This window comes from Comamonas sp. A7-5 (genome assembly GCF_039581385.1).
In the GTDB taxonomy this organism is placed as follows: domain Bacteria; phylum Pseudomonadota; class Gammaproteobacteria; order Burkholderiales; family Burkholderiaceae_C; genus Comamonas; species Comamonas thiooxydans.
This window is the reverse complement of the sequence record NZ_JBCPWO010000011.1, coordinates 102,492-121,112: the sequence shown is the minus strand read 5'-3', so window position 1 is coordinate 121,112 and position 18,621 is coordinate 102,492. Positions and strand designations below refer to the sequence as shown.

Below are 18,621 nucleotides of genomic sequence, written 5' to 3'. Positions count from 1 at the left end.
GAGATTCAGGCAATGCGCGAGGCAGCGGCGGCTGTTGTGGCAGCGGCCAGACGGGATTTTTTGGCAAAGAAATGCTTTTCCCACCACAGCACCAGAGCCAGTGAGATACCCAGCATCACATAGGTCAGCAACAGGCCGCCCTGCGGGCCCAGCGCCTTGAGCAGATTGACCTTGTCGTAACTGGTTGCCAGCACGGGCGAGATGTCGTCCCAGACCAGCGCCAGCAAGGTCGAGCCGATCACATTGCCCAGACCCACCCACCAGTAATGCACCTGGCCTTCTACGGCGCGGTACATCCAGCCGGTTTCACAACCGCCCGCCAGCACAATGCCGAAGCCGAACAGCAGACCGCCGATGACGGCATTGGGGCCGGCCCAGAAGATCTTGGGGTCCATGCCCAGTTGCACATAGCTGTAGATGCCGATGGTGCCCACGGCCATGCCCGCGATGATGGCCTTGGCCATCTGCGTGCGGCCCGTGATCCACAGATCGCGAAAGGCCGAGGTGAAGCAGACCTGGGCGCGCTCGATGATCAGGCCGAAGGCCAGACCGAACAGAATCGCCATGCCCAGCCTGGGCGCTTCGGCAGCCTTGCAGATGCCCCAGACCACACAGGCCAGGAACAGCGCCACGCCGATGCGAAAGCGCCGCCTGGCCTGTGCCTCGCTTTGCTCCAGAGGCTTGGGTGCCGTCACTTTCTGCAGTTTGACGGGAATCCGGAACATTGGCAGCAGGCTGACCTTGGCACCGGCCAGCGAGCCGATGGCCGTGGCAATGGCGAAGAACCAGGCATGCAGCGAAAACTGCGGAATGCCGGTAAAGAACGCCGCCAGATTGCAGCCCATGGCCAGACGCGCGCCAAAGCCCGCGATGATGCCGCCCACAATGGCCTGAAACACGCGAATGCGGTGATTGGGCAGGCGCAGCTTGATGTTGTTGGCCCAGAGCGCAGCCGAGAAGCAGCCGACAAACATGCCGATGATCATCAGCCCGTCCACGCGTGTGAGCGGCGTGCCTTGCAGCCCGATGACCTTGAAATAGCCCCAATTGGAGAGATCGACACCGAGGAACTGCAGGATATGCCCGCCCCAGCGGGTGAATTCACCAGTCACAGCCCAGAAGGTTCCGGTAATGCCGAAGTAATACGCAGAAAGGACGCCGGCCGCAATCACTGCGGGCACGGGCGACCAGAAACGCACCAGATATTGGTGCTTGAAATCTTGCCAGCTCATTGCCTTGCTTTCTGCCACGCGAAACCGCATGGACGTTTTTCCAGTCGCACCAGCAAAAAAGACGCAAAAACCCTTGGCTTTTGCGTCTTCAACAAGCTGATGGATGGCTACAAAAGTGGCCCGCTTAGGGGCTGAAAATCAGGGTTAACCCTGACCTCAAACATGGCTGGCGATTATCCATCTGCACTCTTGCACATGCACAAGGCAGCTGTACTTACCTTACCTTGCTGCTGCGCCACCTGCAGGTGCAGCTGGCTCCATGGCCGTGGCTGCGCTAGCGACTGCAGAGCCGTGCTGCCAGCTGACAGGCAGCACGGCGTCCAGCCAGTGCATGCGCCAAGCCAGCAGCGCGGCGGCTGCCATCAGTGCCAGCACACACAGGCTGTTGCGCAGGCCGTGACTGTCCGCATAAGGGTCGGCGATATTGCGCTTGGCGTTGACGGGCACCCTGGCCGTCTGCGACAGGCTGCGTCCCAGACCCAGATTGATGTTCATGCGACCATTGATGGCCCAGCCGCTGGCATCCAGAATCGGTCCCAGGCTGCGCTGACGCAGCTTGAGCCAGGCAATCAGCATGCTGGGACCGGAAATGGCCAGGATAAGGCCCAGTATGGCCACCGGAATCCACGGCCCCAGTTCGATGAACTTGCCGAAGATGCCAACGATCACGGCGCTCAGCGAGCCCAGCGCCACGCCGATGGCGGCCACCGTCCCCACATCGGTCTTGCGCGCTGGAGCAGGTGCCTGGGCCAAGTCCTTGGGCGCCGTCACCAACTTGGTCGCGTTGTCGCTGAGGCTGGTGTTGACCACATCGTTCTTGGCTGCGGCATGCTTGGCGACCTGCTCCTCGATCATGCGCAGGAACTTCTTGTAGGGCGAAAAAAAGGCCTGACCTATGCTGGTAGGGTTGTCGATGAGCTTGACGATGGTGGCATCCCAGTCATTGCCCGCACGGTCGTAGAACACGCCGTTGCGTCCCACGAACAGAAAGTCCACATCGCCTGCCGTGAAGGCCGCGACGATCGTCTTTTTCTGCCCCTCGCGCTTGCATTCGCAGTAGGCCAGATAGGTTTTGGCCATGGCGGCTAGCGTGGAGTGGGCTGCCGCATCGGCAACCTCCACGGTCAGATCGCAGCTGCGACCGTCCAGGAACAAGGTACCGGCCTGGAAGGCTGCGCCCTCGCGGCGATAGAAGCGGGAGAAGGAGACAAAGTTGTTGAGCAGCTCCAGCAGATCGCGTTGCAGACGGATCAGCTTTTCCAGAGCCATGGCCTGGACGGCATGCTCTTTTTCGGCATCGTCATGGTCCAGCAACTGCATCACTGCGTCTTTCAACCCGCTGGACAGCAGTTGCTGAATTTCGGCCTCGCTCACTGCGCCCAGCGGCGTGGCCGGGCACTCCGACAACCATTGCTGGCAATGGGCCAGCATGGTCTTGAGCTGATCCCACTGCACCTCGGTCAGCGCCGTCAACGCTTCGCCGAACACGGGTTGCACGGCCTGCTCGCGCAAGGTCTGCAAGGCAGCAGCCCAGGCGGGATTGACGCCATTCACCAGCGGCAGGCTGCGCTCGCCGGTCACTGCGGCCAGCGGCAGTGCGGCCAGAGACTCCGATGCATTGCTGAGCACCTGCGCGCCCAAAGCGGCATAGCCTTCTTCCGTTGGGTTGAGCGGTGCACGTGCATTGGCATCGAACTCCACCAGTCGCGTGCGGGCAAAAAAGTCATCGACTTTGGCCTGCACTGCGTTCACGGCCTCCGCAGCCGCCAGCGCGAGTGCGCGCGGCTGCAGATTGCAACCCAGCTCTGCCGCCTGGGCAAACCAGGTCTGCAGGGCTTGCACGTCTTCCCAGAAGGCCTCGGCCTTGCTGCGATCGATGCCTGGAACGCCATCGCTGCCGTCCACCGCGCCGTAAAGCTCCTGAATGCGCGCAATCAGACCGGCCAGGGCCTCATCGCCTTCGGCCGTGGCTGCACTGACGACGCCGTCGCCATTGAAACGCAGGGCCTGCAGCGAAGCCATGCGCTCCTGCACCTGGGCCAGCGTGATGGACTGGGCATCGGGCAGGCCCGCGAGCTCCAGCACGCGTCTGGCCTCTGCCAGCAACAGAGCGCCTTCCTCCGTCGCATCGTTGATGCTGTTCAGTTGCAGCACATCACCGCCATCGGCCAGAACCTGCGGATCACGCACTCTTGCCACAGCCCATTCACAGGCGGCCACCAGCTCCGGGGGACGAATACGGCCATCCTTGCTTTCGTCAATCAAATCCAGTGTTGCGCTGTCGAACTCGATACCTCGCGTGGGACAGGCCAGAGCCACCCACAGCTTCTGATCCAGCTCACCAATATGGGCAATGTCCTGGCCCGTGCGAATCACCACCTGATCCACCTCGCCGGCGCGGAAAAACTGCCACTCGTACTGCTTCTGCATGAAACTACCAACTCCCAGGCAAGGGCTGCCCTTGTCAAAGCACATTGCAACCAATGGCTGCCTGCACTATCTGCTATCAAAAGCGAGGAGTTTAAAAGTCATTTGCACTGTCTGAATGGTGACATTTGTGAACTCTTGCACTTCTTTGGGCTGGTTTGCACTCCCGCCCGCTGCCTTATTGCGCCATCTTGAGTGTCTGCTGGTCTTTTTCAATAAAGTACTTTTTTAGATACTTTATTTGCTACACTGCCCCGCAAAACCGTGCTTATGACTGCTGCGTCCACCGCCCCCCAATCCCGCGACAAGCTGCACCTGCAGCTGGCCCGACTGTTTCGCAACAAGATAGCGACGGGCGAGTGGACGGTCGGACAAAGCATCCCCACCGTCGAGGAGCTCGAGGCCCTGCACGGCGTCTCGCGCACCACGGTGCGCATGGCCGTACATGCGCTGGTCGATGAAGGCCTGCTGCAGACCCGCAAGCGCGGCGGCACCAAGGTCGTTGGCCAGCCCTACAAGCCCCCATCCTTTTTGCTGCCAACGACCTGGCAGGAGCTGGTGGCCTTTGGCGAGCAGATTCAGCAGACCACGCTGCAGCAAGCGAATGACTGCGTGCCGCCCATTCCGGCCGGCTTCCCTTCCCCTGGCGAACTGGCCACTGCCTATACCTATTTTTTGCGCGTACACAAGCACGGCGATGCACGCTTTTGCCTGTCCGAGCTGTACCTGGAACAAAACCTCTACCCCAGGCTGCAGGAACAGCTGGAGCGCACCACGCTGGCTCAGGCGCTGGGAAATGATCCAGCGCAGATCGCCACGGCCCGCCAGTACCTGAGCGTAGCCCCGGCCGACGAGCTGATTGCCGAGCATCTGGGCGTGCCGCTGGGCACGCCGTTGATGCAGGCGCTGCGCTGGGCCTGCAATCCACAGGGCTTGATCGTCTACTGGGCCAAGGTACGCTTCATCAGCGAATACGTGCATATCGAAATGGACCTGCTCAAATGACCATCGTCCTGCCCCAAGTCCGGCAGCTCTCCAGGCCTCATAGCGGCCGTGTGGCCTGGATCACCGGCTCCACCAGCGGCATCGGCTGGGCCATTGCCAGGCAACTGGCCGGCGAAGGCGCCGCCATTGCCCTGCATGGCAGCGCCCAGGCGTCTGCCAGCACCGATGAACAGCTGGCCGAGCTGCACGCACTGGGTGTGGCCGCCCGCTATTACTCACTGGATCTGAGCGACGGCCTGGCCATTGCCCCGCTGGCCCGGCGCATCGCCGCCGAGCTGGGCGCTGTGGACATTCTGGTCAACAACGCGGGCATGCAGCATGTGGAATCCGTGCTCAGCTTTCCGCCAGACCGATGGAACACTATGCTGGCCGTCAACCTGAGCGCACCGTTTCACACCATACAGGCTTGCACGCCGGCCATGCTGGAGCGCGGCTGGGGGCGCATCATCAATATGGCATCCGTCAGCGGCCTGGTCGGCGTGGCCCACAAGCCCGCCTATGTGGCCAGCAAGCACGGCCTGCTGGGCCTGACCAAATCCGTGGCGCTGGAGCTGGCCACCACGCCCGTGACCTGCAACGCCATCTGCCCCGGCTGGGTTCTCACGCCACTGGTGCAGGCCCAGATCGATGCCCTGGCGCAGCGCGAGCAGCTGGACGAGGCGGAAGCCCGCGCCAGGCTGCTGGGCGCCAAGCAGCCCTCGCAGGCTTTTGTGACGGTGGAACAGGTCGCGGCACTGGTCGGCTTTCTGGCCAGCGACAACGCCGCCCAGGTGCGTGGCGCACAGTGGAACATGGATGGGGGCTTTACCGCTGCATGAAGGATCCACAAGCCAGCACAAGCCAGATCCCATAGATCAGTCATAGATCGATGGCTGACAGCGCACAGCAGATCAGCGCTGCAGCCTGTTTTTATTCAAATCGTTTAAGGAGACGAACATGGCATTGAACGAAACCCACGACGCCGGCCTGCAAAGCTGGGTCACCAGCGCCAACACAGGCAGCAGCGACTTCCCCATCCAGAACCTGCCGTTTGCAGTCTTTCGCCGCAAGAACAGCAGCGAGGCTTTTCGCGGCTGCGTGGCGATTGGCGACCAGGTGCTGGACATGGCGGCTGTTCGCGATGCCAAGGCACTGGGCGGCGATGTGCAGGCCCAGGTCGACGCAGCGGCGCAAGCTCAGCTCAACAGCTTGATGGCCATGGGCCCGGCGTCTTGGTCGGCCCTGCGCCTGGCCCTGTCGCGCGCCCTGCGTGCCGGCGCTGCCCAGGAAGCCGCCCTCAAGACCTGCCTCATGCCCCAGGCCGATGTGGAGTACAGCGTACCCGCACAGGTGGGCGACTACACGGACTTCTACACCTCCGTGCATCACGCCACCAATGTGGGCAAGCTGTTTCGCCCCACCAACCCGCTGATGGAAAACTACAAGTGGGTGCCCATCGGCTACCACGGTCGTGCCTCCAGCATCCGCATCTCTGGCGTGGACTTCAAGCGCCCCAACGGCCAGCTCAAGGCTCCCGATGCCGACCCCGTGCTCAAGCCCTGCAACCGCCTCGACTATGAGCTGGAGATGGGCATTTACGCAGGCTCGGCCAATGCCTGGGGCGAGGCCATCGGCATCGAGGATGCCGAAAACCATATCTTCGGCCTGTGCCTGCTCAATGACTGGTCGGCACGCGACGTTCAGGCCTGGGAATACCAGCCACTGGGCCCCTTCCTGTCCAAGAACTTCGCCACCAGCATCTCGCCCTGGATTGTGACGCTGGAAGCGCTGGAGCCCTATCGCACGGCCTTTGTCCGCCCGTCCGAGGACCCACAGCCCCTGCCCTACCTCAGCTCCGAGGCCAACTCGCAGCGCGGTGCGCTCGATGTGCAGCTCACGGTTGCCATCCAGACCGAGAAGATGCGCGCCGAAGGCAAGGCCGCCGAGCAGATCACCCGGACCAGCTACCGCCACGCCTACTGGACCATGGCCCAGCTGATTGCCCACCACACCGTCAACGGCTGCGATCTGCAACCCGGCGACCTGCTGGGCACGGGCACGCTGTCCGGCCCCACCATGGCCGAAGCCGGCGCCCTGCTGGAAATCACCGAAGGCGGCAAAAAGCCCTTGAGCCTGAGCAACGGCGAAACCCGTACCTTCCTGCTCGACGGCGACGCCGTGGTCTTTACCGGCTGGTGCGAAAAGCCTGGAGCCGCGCGCATCGGCTTTGGCGAGTGCCGCGCCACCGTGCTGCCCGCGCACCAGGCCTGAGCCCGCCTCGGCCATCCCCAAAGAACCGGCCTGGCGCCGGTTTTTTGTTGGGAATCTGCCTTCGGCCTGCTCGTAACGCCATGACACAATTGCAGCCATGCCTTCCGCTTCGGACACCCCACCTCCTGCGCTCGCCCCTGCCCGCCAGGAACCTGTGCTGGACCAGCCTCTGCGCTCGGACGCCAGCCCCCTGCCTGCCTCCATTGCCGGAGCCTTTGCAGCTGCAGCCTATTCCATGCAGCACAGTCTTCAACACGAGGCCGAGCAGACCGCTGCGCCCGAAGAAGAGGACAGCGGTCTGCTGCCTCAGCTCTATGCCAGCCGCCTGAGCCCATGTTCACGCGACTTTTACCTGGCCCAGTTCAAGCGCTTCGATGCCCTGGACCGCAGCCTGCCCAGCTGGAATATGGCGGCAGCCTTCCTGACCCTGGCCTGGTGCAGCCTGCATGGTCTATGGCGCGAGGCGGGCAAATACCTCACAGCCGTCACGGCAACCGCGCTGATCTGGTGGTTTGGCCTGCGCCCGGCTCTGCCCGAGGCCATGGCTCTGGGCCTGGGCATTGCACTTTGGCTGGTGGCTGTGGCCGTGCCCGGCCTGCTGGGCAATGGCTGGTACTGGCGCAAGATCAGGGCCCAGACGCTGCAGGCGATTACGGACGCGCCCAATATGGCTGTCGCCCATGCCGCCTTGCAGGCGCAGGTCGGCTCTCCTCGCAACAGAACCGCAGCCATGCTGGTGCTGGCCCTGCCTGTTGCAGCGGCCGCAGGCGCGGGTCTGGCCTTGCTGCCCGCCGATGGCCCGGCACCGACCAAGAGCACAGCGCCTGCAGTCGCCGCGGCCAATCGTCCAGCTGCCAGCCCGGACTTGGCAAAGCCCGTCCCCAAAGCCGCCTCTACTGACGTCCAGGCAGAAAACCGCTTGGCAGAGCCAGCGCCTACGACCGCCACCGAAACAGACAGCAGAGCAGAAAAAGCTGTACCCGACGCAGTTGCCTCAGTGCCGAGCAAAGCGGCGGTCAAGGCCGAGCTGAGCGAAAAGCCGACAGCCAGGCCGGCCACAGATACAAAGGAACAAGCTACCCCCTCGACATCCCATGCCGGCTCGGACCTGGTTCCTGGCAAGTTCTATCTGAATCTGGGCGTCTATTCCGAGGCCGGCAATGCCGACAAGGTGCTGGCGCAGTTGCAAAAGTCCAGACTGCCCGCGCTGACGCAGAAGATGGCCAGCAACAAGGGGGAAGTCACCCGAGTACGCAGCGGCCCCTTCGAGAGCCGAAAGCGCGCTGAAAAGGCTGCACGCAAGCTGCAGGCCGCGAATATCGATGCCGGCATCTTTCAAAGTGCAGAAGGAGCCCACAAGCCATAGACTCCGGCGCTGAAGATTCACAGTCAAAATGCCACCATTCCCTTGATGGAATTGCACATGAAGCTATCAAATTTTCGCATTGCTTTGTTGCACCCGCTTGCACATCAAGGCTTGGTCTGGCATGCGCGAGCACCTGGGGGCGCTATGGTGTGGGGCATGAAGCATCGAACACCCACTCTGCATATTTCCACCCGCCCTTTGCTCGGCATGGCTGCTGCCAGCATGGCTTTGCTGATGGCAGGCTGCGCCAGCAACGGCATGGTCGCAGGCGGCAAGACCGCCCCGCCTGCGCGTCAGCTGCAGGTATGCCACGCGGAGCCGGTACAGATCTATATCGGCCACAACACCGTGGCATCGACGCTGGAAACCATCCGCCAGAAATCCGGCTCGTACTTGCTGCGCGTGCTGCGCGAGGGTCAGCCTGCCACCATGGAATACAACCAGGAGCGCCTGAACGTCATCACCAATGACGCAGGCAAGATCACGGCGCTGCGCTGCGGCTGAGCACCCGCCAGGACTTACAGAAACATTTCCTGCAGGTCGCTCAGAAAGTCAAAGCCGCGTTCCGTGGGCGCCACGCGGCCCAGATCGCGGCTGATCAGGCCCTTGGCCTGGGCCTGATCGAGCCCCTTGGCAATGGCCGACATGGGCAGGCCCGTGCGCTCCATGAACTCCTGCAAGGCAAAGCCGCCACGCAGGCGCAGCGCGTTGAGCATGTATTCGAACGGCAGATCGGCACGCTTGACCTCGTTGTCCTGTGCCAGCGGCGTGCCGGCCAGTGCCATGTCCATATAGCGGGCCGGATCGCGGAAACGCACCTGGCGCACGATGCGGTGGGCAAAGCTCAGCTTGCTGTGCGCACCGGCGCCAATGCCAAGATAGTCGCCAAACTGCCAGTAGTTGCTGTTGTGAAAGCACTGATGGCCGTCCTTGGCATAGGCCGAGACCTCATAGCGCTGCATGCCCGCGGCCCTGGTGCTGGCCGTGATCAGGTCCAGCATCTCATAGGCCGTATCGTCCTCCGGCACCACGGGCGGATATTTGGCGAAATAGGTGTTGGGCTCGATGGTCAGGTGATAAATCGACAGATGTGGCGGTGCAAACGACAGTGCCGTGTCCACATCGCGCTGCAGATCAACCATGCTCTGGCCGGGCAACGCATACATGAGATCGATATTGAAGGTCTCGAAATTGTCCGCCGCCTCGCGCACCGCAGCCTGGGCCTGCGCCGCATCATGCACACGGCCCACAGCCTGCAGATAGCGGTCGTCAAAGCTCTGCACCCCGATTGACAGGCGGTTCACGCCGGCCGCACGGAAGGCCTTGAAACGGTCCTTCTCGAAGGTGCCGGGGTTGGCTTCCATGGTGATCTCGCAATCGGGCTCCATGCGCAGACGCGCACGCAGACCGGCAATCAGCTTGTCTATGGACTCGGGCGAGAACAGGCTGGGCGTGCCCCCGCCCATGAAGACGCTGTGCACCGTGCGCCCCCAGATCAGCGGCAGCGCAGACTCCAGATCAGCCATCAAAGCATCGATGTAGCGATCCTCGGGCAGCGCATCTCCCTTGGCCCAGGCATGCGAGTTGAAGTCGCAATACGGGCATTTCTTGAGACACCAGGGCAGGTGCACATACAGAGACAGCGGCGGCAGGCTGCCCAGCTGCAGCGTACCGGGCCGCATGTAGTGCTGAATATCGCGCTGCACCGCCGCTTCGGCGGTCTCTGTTTGATGCTGAATGGGAATCATGGGAAATATGCTTTTCTAGCGCAAACAAAACCGACGCCGCTAAAACTAGCACACCCCAACCATGGGATAGCAAGCAAGGGCCCAGGCGGCCCCGCCGCCCCGCAGCGAGGCCGTCGTCCCCCTTCCATAGCGCGCAGAGAAAGGGGGAAGGCGCGGGGCCGCCTAGGCAAAGCGCCTCAGGGGGAACCGCTGGTTATAACCAGCGCTCTTTCACCATCTCGATCATGGTGCGCGAAGAAAGTCCACGATGGCTGTGCGCATGCTTGAGCTCGGGCTCCATCTCGGCAAAGGTCAGGCCCAGCTCGGGAATAAGCAGTACCGGGTCAAAGCCGAAGCCATTGCTGCCACGGCGCTCGGTCGTGAGCAGAGCCTGCACGCGTCCTACGGCAATCAGCGGCTCGGGGTCCTTGGGCGAGCGCACGCCCACCAGGGTGCTGACCATGGCGGCACGGCGGTTGGTCACACCCTGCATCTGCTCGAGCAGCGCGCGCACATTGTTGTCGTCGCTTTTCTCGTAGCCGAACTGGGTGCAATAGTAGGCCGTGTCCACGCCGGGCAGACCGCCAAAATGATCCACACACATGCCGGCATCATCGGCAATGGCGGGCAAGCCGGTCTTCTCGGCCGCAAAGCGCGCCTTGGACAGCGCATTCTCTACAAAGGTGCCATAGGGCTCGGGAGCTTCTCCCTCGAACAGATCGCCCTGACGAATCAGCTCCACGCCCAGCGGGGCAAACATGGCTTGCAACTCGGCGAGCTTTCCGCGGTTGTTGGATGCCAGCACAATTTTCATAATAAAAATCCATGGAAGCGCTTATGGCGCTTGCGCAATCAGCTATTGATTCAGTAGTTTCAAGCCAGCGCCTATTGCAGCGTGCAACCGTGTTCAGGTCTTGGCTTTCTGGCGCTGTGCCGAACGGCGTATGGCCTCGTCGTCGAGCTCATCCTCGCAGTCTTCGATCGGCCCCACCTGTATCGTGGACTCGAAGCCCTGATCCTCGATTTCCTGCGTGGAAATGGAAGACGGCTCGAAATTATTCGGTGTTTCCCATACCAGTGCCAGCACGGTGACATTGTCGCTGCCGTCCCCGGCGCGCTTGAGTGCGGTGTCGACCAGCATGGGCACAAAGTGGGCCACGGCCTTGCCGTTCATGATCTGGAGAATTTCCGGTGTCGGGACCGCCCCCCAGAGGCCATCGGAGCACAGCATCAGCTGATCGCCCTCCTCAAGCCGCCTTGTCTCGCTCACATCGAAGATGGGCTTGGAAGGCGAGCCCAGGCAGGTGAACAGCACATTGCGGTTGGCAGGCGCCAACGCACCGGAGACCTTGCGCATCTCGCTGTACGAATGATCACGTGTTCGCTCCACGAGCTGCCCGTCGCGCACCCAGTACAGACGCGAGTCGCCGCAGTGTATCCAGGTCACCTTGCCGTCCTGCAGCACGGCCGCCACCAGCGTGGTGCGCGGCGTGTCCATCATGCCCTTGGTGCTGGCATAACGCAGTATCTGGCGATGGGCCTGCAGCAGCGCCTCTTCCAGAAACAGGGCAGGCTCTTCCAGCATGGGCTTGGCCTTTTGCTGAAAAAGCGTGGAAACCACCTGCAATGCTATCTGTGCGGCCACTTCGCCGTCCGGATGCCCGCCCATGCCGTCCGCCAGCACGAACAACGCCGCCTCTCGCGTGTAGCAGTAGCCCATGCGGTCTTCGTTGAGGGCACGGCCTCCGCGGCGGCTGAGCTGGAAGACGGAAAATTTCATGGTTTGCGATTGCTGTCGGTCACCGCTCCACGTTCGGAGCCGCCGAGTTTCTGAAGATTCTTCCTGGCGTCATGCACCATGTTGTCAAACTGCATGCGCATGCGTTCCTGCATGCTGAGCTTGGTATAGCGACGCTCGCCTTCGCGGCTCAGCTCCTTTTGCAAGGCAAACACCGACTGCGGGCGCGAGAGCGGATCCATGGCCATGCACCACTCCACCACCTCGATCAGATTGTCCGAATACACGCCGCGCAGCTTGTTCAAGGCAAGGGCCAGCCGGTCCTTGTCCTGACGCTGCGGAGCTTCATTGGGCGGTATGCCCTGCATGCAGGCATAGATGCAGGCGCCAATGGCGTAAATATCGGTCCAGGGACCCAGCTGGGAATCGCGCCGGTACATCTCCGGGGCTGCAAAGCCCGGCGTGTACATGGGACGAATGAAGTTGCCCTCCTTGGACAGCACTTCACGCGCCGCGCCGAAATCGATCAGCACGGCCTTGTCGTCATTGGTGATGAAGATATTGGCGGGCTTGATGTCCAGATGCAGCATCTTGTGCTGATGCACGATGCGCAGGCCGCGCAGCACCTCGTCAAACAGAGAGCGGATGGTCGACTCCCTGAACACCTTGTCGGCCTTGAGCTCGCGCGCCGTGACGATGAACTCCTGCAGGGTCGCCCCTTCCAGGTAGTTCATCACCATGTAGACGGTTTCGTTTTCGCGAAAGAAATTCAGCACGCTCACCACGGAGGCGTGGGAAATCTGCGCCAGCGAGCGCCCTTCCTCGAAAAAGCTCTTGAGCCCGAGGCGATAGAGGGACAGTTTTTCTGGCGCCACCATGGGCTGCAGTTCGGCAGGCGCCCGAGTGGCAAGCGAAGCCGGCAGGTACTCCTTGATCGCTACCTGCTGGCCATCGGCGTCCAGAGCCAGGTAGACAATCCCGAACCCCCCCGAGGAAATCCTGCGCACCACCCGGTATCCACCTATTGTGCTGCCCGACGGTAGGGGCGCTGGCTTGGTTTTTGTAGACATTTTTTACCGGTAAACCTCAAGGATGATACGAAACCCGGATAATCGGGAAATTGCAAGCATCCATCAAAAGTCCAATGCCAGTTTACAGCATGACCGGATACGCCAGTGCCCAGCACAGCGCATCCGTTGAGGGTGGTCAAGAGTCCCAGTCCAACAGCCGTCTGGGCCTTGAGATCCGCGCGGTCAATAGCCGCTTTCTGGATTTGTCCTTCCGCCTTCCCGACGAACTGCGCGCCCTTGAACCGGCCCTGCGCACCTTGCTCACCGCGCGCCTCAAGCGCGGCAAGGTGGAAGTACGAGCCGCCATCGACGTCTCCAGCAACCAATCCCTGCCCATTCCCTCAGCCACCCAGCTGCAACGCCTGGTGACCCTGCAGGACTCGGTTCAGGCCTGGCTGCCCAAGGCACGCGACCTTTCCGTGGCCGATGTGCTGCGCCTGTGCAGCGGCACCGCCACCGCCGCCACGGACTGGAGCGAGATCGCTCCGTCCCTGGCCGAACAGGCCATCACCGAGCTGCTCGCGGCTCGCGCCCGCGAGGGCGAGCGCCTGGCCGACATGCTGCTCGACCGCATCAAGCAACTGCGCGAACTGGCCAAGACCGCCGCGCCGCTGGTGCCGCAGTTGGTGGAGCAGCAGCGCCAGAAATTCCTGGAGCGCTGGAAGGAGGCCATGGCCCTGGGCGAAGGCTCGGTTGCCCCCGAGGCCGCCCAGGACCGCGCCCTGGCCGAAGCCACGGCCTTTGCCATCCGCATCGACGTGGCCGAGGAAGTCACGCGCCTGGGCTCTCACCTCGACGAAATCGAGCGTCTGCTCAAAAAGGGTGGCGACATCGGCAAGCGTCTGGACTTCCTGATCCAGGAATTGCACCGTGAAGCCAACACCCTCGGCTCCAAATCAGCCACGCTGGAGCTGACCCGCATCAGCGTCGACATGAAGGTGCTGATCGAGCAAATGCGCGAACAAGTGCAGAACATCGAGTAAGCAAGCCCTGGGCGTACCTACCCCGTACGCTCGATTCATGCCCAAAGTCATGCCCAAAGTCATGGACCATCCCGGAAATCTATTTGTCGTGTCGGCACCCAGCGGTGCCGGCAAATCCTCTCTGGTACGCGCCCTGCGTGAATTCGACGCACGCGTCTACCCCTCCGTCTCTCACACCACGCGCGCGCCGCGCGGCCAGGAAAAACATGGCCGTGAGTATTACTTCGTCTCGGACGCCGAATTCGACGCAATGGTCGCCAACAACGGCTTTGTGGAATGGGCCAATGTGCACAGCCGCCGCTACGGCACGGCCAAGAGGTCTCTGGAAGAGCGCATCCAGAGCGGCACCGATGTGCTCCTCGAAATCGACTACCAGGGCGCATTGCAGGTCAAACGGGCATTTCCCAATGCCGTGCTGATCTTCATCCTGCCGCCCAGCTGGGACGAGTTGCGCGCCCGACTGGAAAACCGTGGCGAGGACGCTCCCGAAGTCATCGAGTTGCGCCTGAAGAACGCCGAAGAGGAAATGGCGCAGGTCGCAAAATTCGACTTCGTTATAATCAACGAACTGTTTGAGAGTGCGCTCTTTGATCTCAAGGCGATCATTCACGCGCAACGCCTCAAATATGCGGCCCAGCGGCGCCTTCGCGCCGACACCTTCGAGTCGCTCAATATCCCTGAATCCAACTGACCGTTCCCGGAGTTCCTGATGGCACGCATTACTGTTGAAGATAGCCTGGAGCAGATCCCCAACCGCTTCCAGCTCGTTTTGGCCGCGACTTATCGCGCCCGCATGCTCAATCAAGGCCATACCCCCAAGATTGAAACCAAGAACAAGGCCAGCGTCACTGCCCTGCGTGAGATCGCAGACGGCAAGGTAGGCCTGGAAATGCTGAAGAAGGTGCCGGGTTAAGCTGTTGCATCGCAGCACCAAAATAGACAATTAAGCACCGCTCGTCGGTGCTTTTTTGTGCCTGTCAGCTTGCACTACATACTTGCAGGCTACATTTAAGGAATATGACAGCGGCCCAGAACTCGACGATTGCTCCTTCCTCTACGGCACCGGCCAAGCCTCAGCGCATGCCCGCTGAACAGGCTGCACGTGTGTCGGCTGCTGCTTTTGAGGGTTTGATGGAGCATCTGGGCTATCTGGATGCCGACAGCGCCGAGCGCGTGCGCCAGGCGTATATCTACGCAGATCAAGCACATACCGATCAGTGGCGCAGCAGTGGAGACCCCTATATCACCCACCCCATCGCGGTCACGGGAATCTGCGCCAACTGGAAGCTCGATGCCCCTGCCCTGATGGCGGCCCTGCTGCATGACTCCATGGAGGATTGCGGCATCACCAAGCTGGACCTGAAGGAACGCTTTGGCGAGGATGTGGCCGAACTGGTGGACGGGCTGACCAAACTGGACAAGCTGCAGTTCAACACTCGCGAGGAAAACCAGGCCGAGTCCTTTCGCAAGATGCTGCTGGCCATGGCGCGCGATGTGCGCGTCATCCTGATCAAGCTGGCCGACCGCACCCACAATATGCGCACCATGAGCGACATGCCGCGCAGCAAGTGGGGCCGTATCTCGTCCGAAACGCTGGAGATCTACGCACCCATCGCTCACCGCCTGGGTCTGAACCAGACCTATCGCGAACTGCAGGACCTGTCGTTCAAGCATCTGCACCCCTGGCGCTATGCCACACTGGAAAAAGCCATCGGTCGCTCGCGTACACGCCGCCGGGACCTGGTCCATCGTGTACAGGATGAAGTCAGCACCGCTTTTGCCACGCACAGCCTGTCGGTACGCCTGCTGGGCCGCGAGAGCACGCTGTATTCGCTGTACCAGCGCATGCAGAAGAACCAGCTGAGCTTTGCCAAGGTCACCGACATCTACGGCTTTCGCATCATCGTCCCCAAGACGCTGGACTGCTACACCGCCCTGGGCGTGCTGCACCAGAAATACAAGCCCATGCCGGGCCGCTTCAAGGACTACATCGCGATTGCCAAGAGCAATGGCTACCAGTCGCTGCACACCACGCTGGTCGGCCCCTCCAGCGTCAGCATCGAATTCCAGATTCGAACGGAAGAGATGAACATCGTGGCCGAGGCCGGCGTCGCGGCCCACTGGCTGTACAAGGCGCAGCAAGGTCATGACTCCGAGCATCTGTCCACCCAGTGGCTGCAGTCCCTGCTCGACATCCAGAACGAGACCCGCGACGCGGCGGAGTTCTGGGATCACGTCAAGGTCGACCTCTTCCCCGATGCCGTGTACGTGTTCACGCCCAAGAGCGAGATCATGGCCATGCCGCGCGGTGCCACGGTGGTGGACTTTGCCTACGCTATCCACAGCAAGATCGGGCATCGCACCACGGCGGCCAAGATCAATGACGAGGAAGTGCCGCTGCGCACCGAACTCAAGAGCGGCGATGTGGTGCAGATCATCACCTCCGAAACCTCCACGCCCAACCCGGCCTGGCTGAGTTTTGTGAAAACCGGACGCGCGCGCTCCAAGATCCGCTCCTACCTCAAGAATGCGGCCCAGACCGAAGCCGGTCAGCTCGGAGAAACGCTGCTGGCCCAGGCTCTGCGTGCCGAAGGCATTGACAGCGTACCGTCGCAGGACGATGCCAACAAGAACGTCTGGGACGAGATTTTGCGCATCACGGGCAACCGCACGCCCGCAGACCTCATGGTCGATATCGGCATGGGCCGCCGCATTGCCTCGCTGGTGGCGGCGCGTATGACCGCCTTCATGACCAAGCAGGGGGTGCGCCCGGATGCCCTGCTCATCACGCAGGAGCGCTTCAATACGCACAACCGCCCCTTCCAGGGTGCGGTCACGCTCAACGGCGACGAGAGCAGTTCGGTCTATTACTCGCACTGCTGCCGCCCCGTGCCGGGAGACCCGATTCTGGGCTACCTGGGCGGTCAGGGCCTGGTCGTGCACCACGCCCATTGCAACAATGCCATCAAGCTGCGCGAAAAGGATGCCGACCGTTTCATCACCGTGGACTGGTCCGACGACATCACGCGCCTGTTCGAGGCGGGAATCGTGGTTACGGTGCAAAACAACAAGGGCGTGCTGGCCCGTGTGGCGGCAGAGCTATCGAACGCCGAAGCCGATATCGTGCGCGTCGAGATGACCGATGAAGCCGCGATCGGCACCACCGACCTGCGCTTCGTCATCTCCGTGCAGAACAGCGTTCAGCTGGAGAATGCGCTGCGCAATCTGCGCCGCCTGCACTCGGTCATTCGCGCCAGCCGCGTCATGGCCTGACCTCTTCCTTCCTGCACAAGGCCGCCTCGGGCGGCCTTTTTCATGGGCGAAAGATTTTGTTGCATTCTGCGGGCGCTATCCCGCCATGCAACAGCCCCCAGGCCACGGCAGCAAGCGACAATGGCATTCATGCTCCAAACCGCACCTTCGCTTCTGAATGTCCGTCAGCCGTTGCTGATCACCGCCATCGCAGCAGCCCTGCTCGCAGGCTGCGCCACCCGGTCCGAGCCTCCTGCAGCGGCGGTGTCCGAACCGGCACAGCCTGCCAAAACAGAGCAAGGCACTGACGAAGCAGCGATGGAAAGTCCCATACAGGCCAGCAACTTCGCACACTGGAAGCAGGAATTCGCCCCACGCGCACGCGCGGCAGGCATTTCGGAGCGCACACTGCGCAGCGCATTGGCCGGTGCCAGACTCCAGCCCAGCATCGTCAAGCTCGACCGCTCCCAGCCCGAGTTCACGCGCACGCCCTGGCAATACCTGGATAGCGCCGTCTCCGCACAACGCATCAGGACCGGCAAGCTCAAGATGCAGGAACACGGCGCCAGCCTGCAGGCGGCCAGCCAGCGCTATGGCGTGCCGGCGCCGGTGATTGCCGCCATCTGGGGCATGGAAAGCAATTACGGCAGCAACTTCGGCAGCTTCTCGGCCGTGGATGCGCTGGCCACTCTCGCCTTCGACGGCCGCCGTGCCGAATGGGCGCAGAAGGAGCTCATTGCCGCGCTGCGCATCATCGACAACGGCGACATCGACGCCGCCCATATGATCAGCTCGTGGGCCGGTGCCATGGGCAACACCCAGTTTCTGCCCTCGGTCTTCCTGCAATATGCAGTCGATGCCGATGGAGACGGCCGCCGCGACATCTGGGGCTCCATGGCCGATGTGGCCGCCTCCACGGCCAACTATCTTGCAAGCTCTGGCTGGACCCCCGGCGAGCCCTGGGGCGTTGAAGTGCGCCTGCCAGCCAATTTCGATTACGCGCGCACCGAGCTTTCCACGCGCCAGAACAGCAATGCCTGGGCTGCAGAAGGCGTGCAAAGTATGAACGCTCAGGCTTTGCCTGCGATAGCCGGAGCCAGCATCATTGCACCGGCCGGTGCCCGTGGTCCGGCCTTCATGGTGGGCAGCAACTTCCGCGCCATCCTGCGCTACAACAACTCCACCAACTATGCACTGGCCGTGAGCCTGCTCGCATCGCAGCTGGCAGGCAATGGCGGTGTCAGCGCCGAATGGCCGCGCGATCTCAGCGCACTCACGCGTGAGCAGACACGGGCGCTGCAGACCGCACTCAGCCAGCGCGGCTTTGCCACCGGAGCGGCCGACGGCGTGATGGGTCCGGCCACCCGGGCCGGGCTGCGCCAATACCAGCAAAGCGAGGGCCTGGTGGCAGACGGCTACCCCACGCTGGAGCTGCTGCAACGCCTGCAGGCTGGCAACCCATCTCAAAAACAATAGCTTTTAGCGCTTGACGATCAATGAATTCAATACCAAAACTATCTGAAATCATTGAACATCAAGCGAGTGAAGCTCACAAAATAAAAGCGCGGCTT

16 protein-coding genes are annotated in these 18,621 nt (G+C 62.1%); 10 read left to right on the top strand and 6 right to left on the bottom strand.

Annotation, left to right across the window (positions count from 1 at the left end):
- Positions 1 to 5 precede the first annotated feature (5 nt).
- Positions 6 to 1,262 carry a selenium metabolism membrane protein YedE/FdhT gene (yedE, locus tag AAIL67_RS18165; protein WP_072248277.1) on the bottom strand — a complete coding sequence of 419 codons (1,257 nt, stop codon included), beginning with the start codon at positions 1,260 to 1,262 and terminating at the stop codon, positions 6 to 8.
- A gap of 189 nt (positions 1,263 to 1,451) precedes the next feature.
- Positions 1,452 to 3,662 (bottom strand): hypothetical protein, encoded by a 2,211-nt coding sequence (locus tag AAIL67_RS18160; protein WP_343484517.1) that lies wholly within the window; start codon positions 3,660 to 3,662, stop codon positions 1,452 to 1,454.
- Positions 3,663 to 3,929: 267 nt separating this feature from the next.
- On the opposite strand from AAIL67_RS18160, the gene AAIL67_RS18155 reads away from it, so the two are divergent.
- From AAIL67_RS18155 to AAIL67_RS18135, 5 genes are all read left to right on the top strand, one after another.
- Entirely contained in the window at positions 3,930 to 4,664 is a 735-nt protein-coding gene (locus AAIL67_RS18155) for a GntR family transcriptional regulator (protein WP_059440685.1), read from the top strand.
- Positions 4,661 to 5,482 (top strand): 3-hydroxybutyrate dehydrogenase, encoded by an 822-nt coding sequence (locus tag AAIL67_RS18150; protein WP_343484516.1) that lies wholly within the window; start codon positions 4,661 to 4,663, stop codon positions 5,480 to 5,482. Before AAIL67_RS18155 ends, AAIL67_RS18150 begins: the two co-directional genes overlap by 4 nt.
- A 118-nt stretch (positions 5,483 to 5,600) precedes the next feature.
- Positions 5,601 to 6,914, top strand: a complete 1,314-nt coding sequence (fahA, locus tag AAIL67_RS18145; protein ID WP_343484515.1) for a fumarylacetoacetase — start codon at positions 5,601 to 5,603, stop codon at positions 6,912 to 6,914.
- Positions 6,915 to 7,011: 97 nt separating this feature from the next.
- Positions 7,012 to 8,280, top strand: coding sequence for an SPOR domain-containing protein (locus tag AAIL67_RS18140; RefSeq protein ID WP_343484514.1), 1,269 nt, complete (start codon positions 7,012 to 7,014; stop codon positions 8,278 to 8,280).
- Between the two features lie 156 nt (positions 8,281 to 8,436).
- Positions 8,437 to 8,784: an I78 family peptidase inhibitor gene (locus AAIL67_RS18135; protein WP_224648727.1), complete on the top strand. Its 348-nt coding sequence runs from the start codon at positions 8,437 to 8,439 to the stop codon at positions 8,782 to 8,784.
- A gap of 14 nt (positions 8,785 to 8,798) precedes the next feature.
- On the opposite strand, the gene hemW is transcribed toward AAIL67_RS18135, so the two are convergent.
- The 4 genes from hemW to AAIL67_RS18115 form a co-directional block, all read right to left on the bottom strand.
- Complete coding sequence (hemW, locus tag AAIL67_RS18130; protein ID WP_343484513.1) at positions 8,799 to 10,028, bottom strand: radical SAM family heme chaperone HemW; 1,230 nt, start codon at positions 10,026 to 10,028, stop codon at positions 8,799 to 8,801.
- A 193-nt stretch (positions 10,029 to 10,221) separates the two neighbouring features.
- Positions 10,222 to 10,821: a non-canonical purine NTP pyrophosphatase gene (locus tag AAIL67_RS18125; protein WP_003062684.1), complete on the bottom strand. Its 600-nt coding sequence runs from the start codon at positions 10,819 to 10,821 to the stop codon at positions 10,222 to 10,224.
- A gap of 93 nt (positions 10,822 to 10,914) precedes the next feature.
- Positions 10,915 to 11,787, bottom strand: coding sequence for a protein phosphatase 2C domain-containing protein (locus AAIL67_RS18120; RefSeq protein WP_343484512.1), 873 nt, complete (start codon positions 11,785 to 11,787; stop codon positions 10,915 to 10,917).
- Positions 11,784 to 12,815: a serine/threonine-protein kinase gene (locus AAIL67_RS18115; protein WP_034358139.1), complete on the bottom strand. Its 1,032-nt coding sequence runs from the start codon at positions 12,813 to 12,815 to the stop codon at positions 11,784 to 11,786. Before AAIL67_RS18115 ends, AAIL67_RS18120 begins: the two co-directional genes overlap by 4 nt.
- A gap of 89 nt (positions 12,816 to 12,904) precedes the next feature.
- On the opposite strand from AAIL67_RS18115, the gene AAIL67_RS18110 reads away from it, so the two are divergent.
- The 5 genes from AAIL67_RS18110 to AAIL67_RS18090 all read left to right on the top strand — a co-directional run bounded on the left by AAIL67_RS18110 (position 12,905) and on the right by AAIL67_RS18090 (position 18,526).
- A complete protein-coding gene (locus AAIL67_RS18110; protein ID WP_034377826.1) occupies positions 12,905 to 13,798 on the top strand; it encodes a YicC/YloC family endoribonuclease in 894 nt (297 codons plus the stop codon).
- Between the two features lie 61 nt (positions 13,799 to 13,859).
- The gene (gmk, locus tag AAIL67_RS18105; protein ID WP_003062692.1) at positions 13,860 to 14,489 is read left to right on the top strand and encodes a guanylate kinase; all 630 of its coding nucleotides are present in this window, start codon (positions 13,860 to 13,862) and stop codon (positions 14,487 to 14,489) included.
- 18 nt (positions 14,490 to 14,507) lie between these two features.
- On the top strand, positions 14,508 to 14,711 hold the full coding sequence (gene rpoZ, locus AAIL67_RS18100; protein WP_003052081.1) for a DNA-directed RNA polymerase subunit omega: 204 nt from the start codon (positions 14,508 to 14,510) through the stop codon (positions 14,709 to 14,711).
- Between the two features lie 104 nt (positions 14,712 to 14,815).
- On the top strand, positions 14,816 to 17,071 hold the full coding sequence (locus tag AAIL67_RS18095; protein ID WP_034358144.1) for a bifunctional (p)ppGpp synthetase/guanosine-3',5'-bis(diphosphate) 3'-pyrophosphohydrolase: 2,256 nt from the start codon (positions 14,816 to 14,818) through the stop codon (positions 17,069 to 17,071).
- A 120-nt stretch (positions 17,072 to 17,191) separates the two neighbouring features.
- A complete protein-coding gene (locus AAIL67_RS18090; RefSeq protein ID WP_034392169.1) occupies positions 17,192 to 18,526 on the top strand; it encodes a lytic murein transglycosylase in 1,335 nt (444 codons plus the stop codon).
- Positions 18,527 to 18,621: the final 95 nt, after the last annotated feature.

What these genes read in the sequence shown, in the direction of transcription:
- yedE (WP_072248277.1), bottom strand. Translation starts at nt 1,262, where the DNA reads ATGCGGTTTCGCGTGGCAGAAAGCAAGGCAATGAGCTGGCAAGATTTC.
- AAIL67_RS18160 (WP_343484517.1), bottom strand. Translation starts at nt 3,662, where the DNA reads ATGCAGAAGCAGTACGAGTGGCAGTTTTTCCGCGCCGGCGAGGTGGAT.
- AAIL67_RS18155 (WP_059440685.1), top strand. Translation starts at nt 3,930, where the DNA reads ATGACTGCTGCGTCCACCGCCCCCCAATCCCGCGACAAGCTGCACCTG.
- AAIL67_RS18150 (WP_343484516.1), top strand. Translation starts at nt 4,661, where the DNA reads ATGACCATCGTCCTGCCCCAAGTCCGGCAGCTCTCCAGGCCTCATAGC.
- fahA (WP_343484515.1), top strand. Translation starts at nt 5,601, where the DNA reads ATGGCATTGAACGAAACCCACGACGCCGGCCTGCAAAGCTGGGTCACC.
- AAIL67_RS18140 (WP_343484514.1), top strand. Translation starts at nt 7,012, where the DNA reads ATGCCTTCCGCTTCGGACACCCCACCTCCTGCGCTCGCCCCTGCCCGC.
- AAIL67_RS18135 (WP_224648727.1), top strand. Translation starts at nt 8,437, where the DNA reads ATGAAGCATCGAACACCCACTCTGCATATTTCCACCCGCCCTTTGCTC.
- hemW (WP_343484513.1), bottom strand. Translation starts at nt 10,028, where the DNA reads ATGATTCCCATTCAGCATCAAACAGAGACCGCCGAAGCGGCGGTGCAG.
- AAIL67_RS18125 (WP_003062684.1), bottom strand. Translation starts at nt 10,821, where the DNA reads ATGAAAATTGTGCTGGCATCCAACAACCGCGGAAAGCTCGCCGAGTTG.
- AAIL67_RS18120 (WP_343484512.1), bottom strand. Translation starts at nt 11,787, where the DNA reads ATGAAATTTTCCGTCTTCCAGCTCAGCCGCCGCGGAGGCCGTGCCCTC.
- AAIL67_RS18115 (WP_034358139.1), bottom strand. Translation starts at nt 12,815, where the DNA reads ATGTCTACAAAAACCAAGCCAGCGCCCCTACCGTCGGGCAGCACAATA.
- AAIL67_RS18110 (WP_034377826.1), top strand. Translation starts at nt 12,905, where the DNA reads ATGACCGGATACGCCAGTGCCCAGCACAGCGCATCCGTTGAGGGTGGT.
- gmk (WP_003062692.1), top strand. Translation starts at nt 13,860, where the DNA reads ATGGACCATCCCGGAAATCTATTTGTCGTGTCGGCACCCAGCGGTGCC.
- rpoZ (WP_003052081.1), top strand. Translation starts at nt 14,508, where the DNA reads ATGGCACGCATTACTGTTGAAGATAGCCTGGAGCAGATCCCCAACCGC.
- AAIL67_RS18095 (WP_034358144.1), top strand. Translation starts at nt 14,816, where the DNA reads ATGACAGCGGCCCAGAACTCGACGATTGCTCCTTCCTCTACGGCACCG.
- AAIL67_RS18090 (WP_034392169.1), top strand. Translation starts at nt 17,192, where the DNA reads ATGGCATTCATGCTCCAAACCGCACCTTCGCTTCTGAATGTCCGTCAG.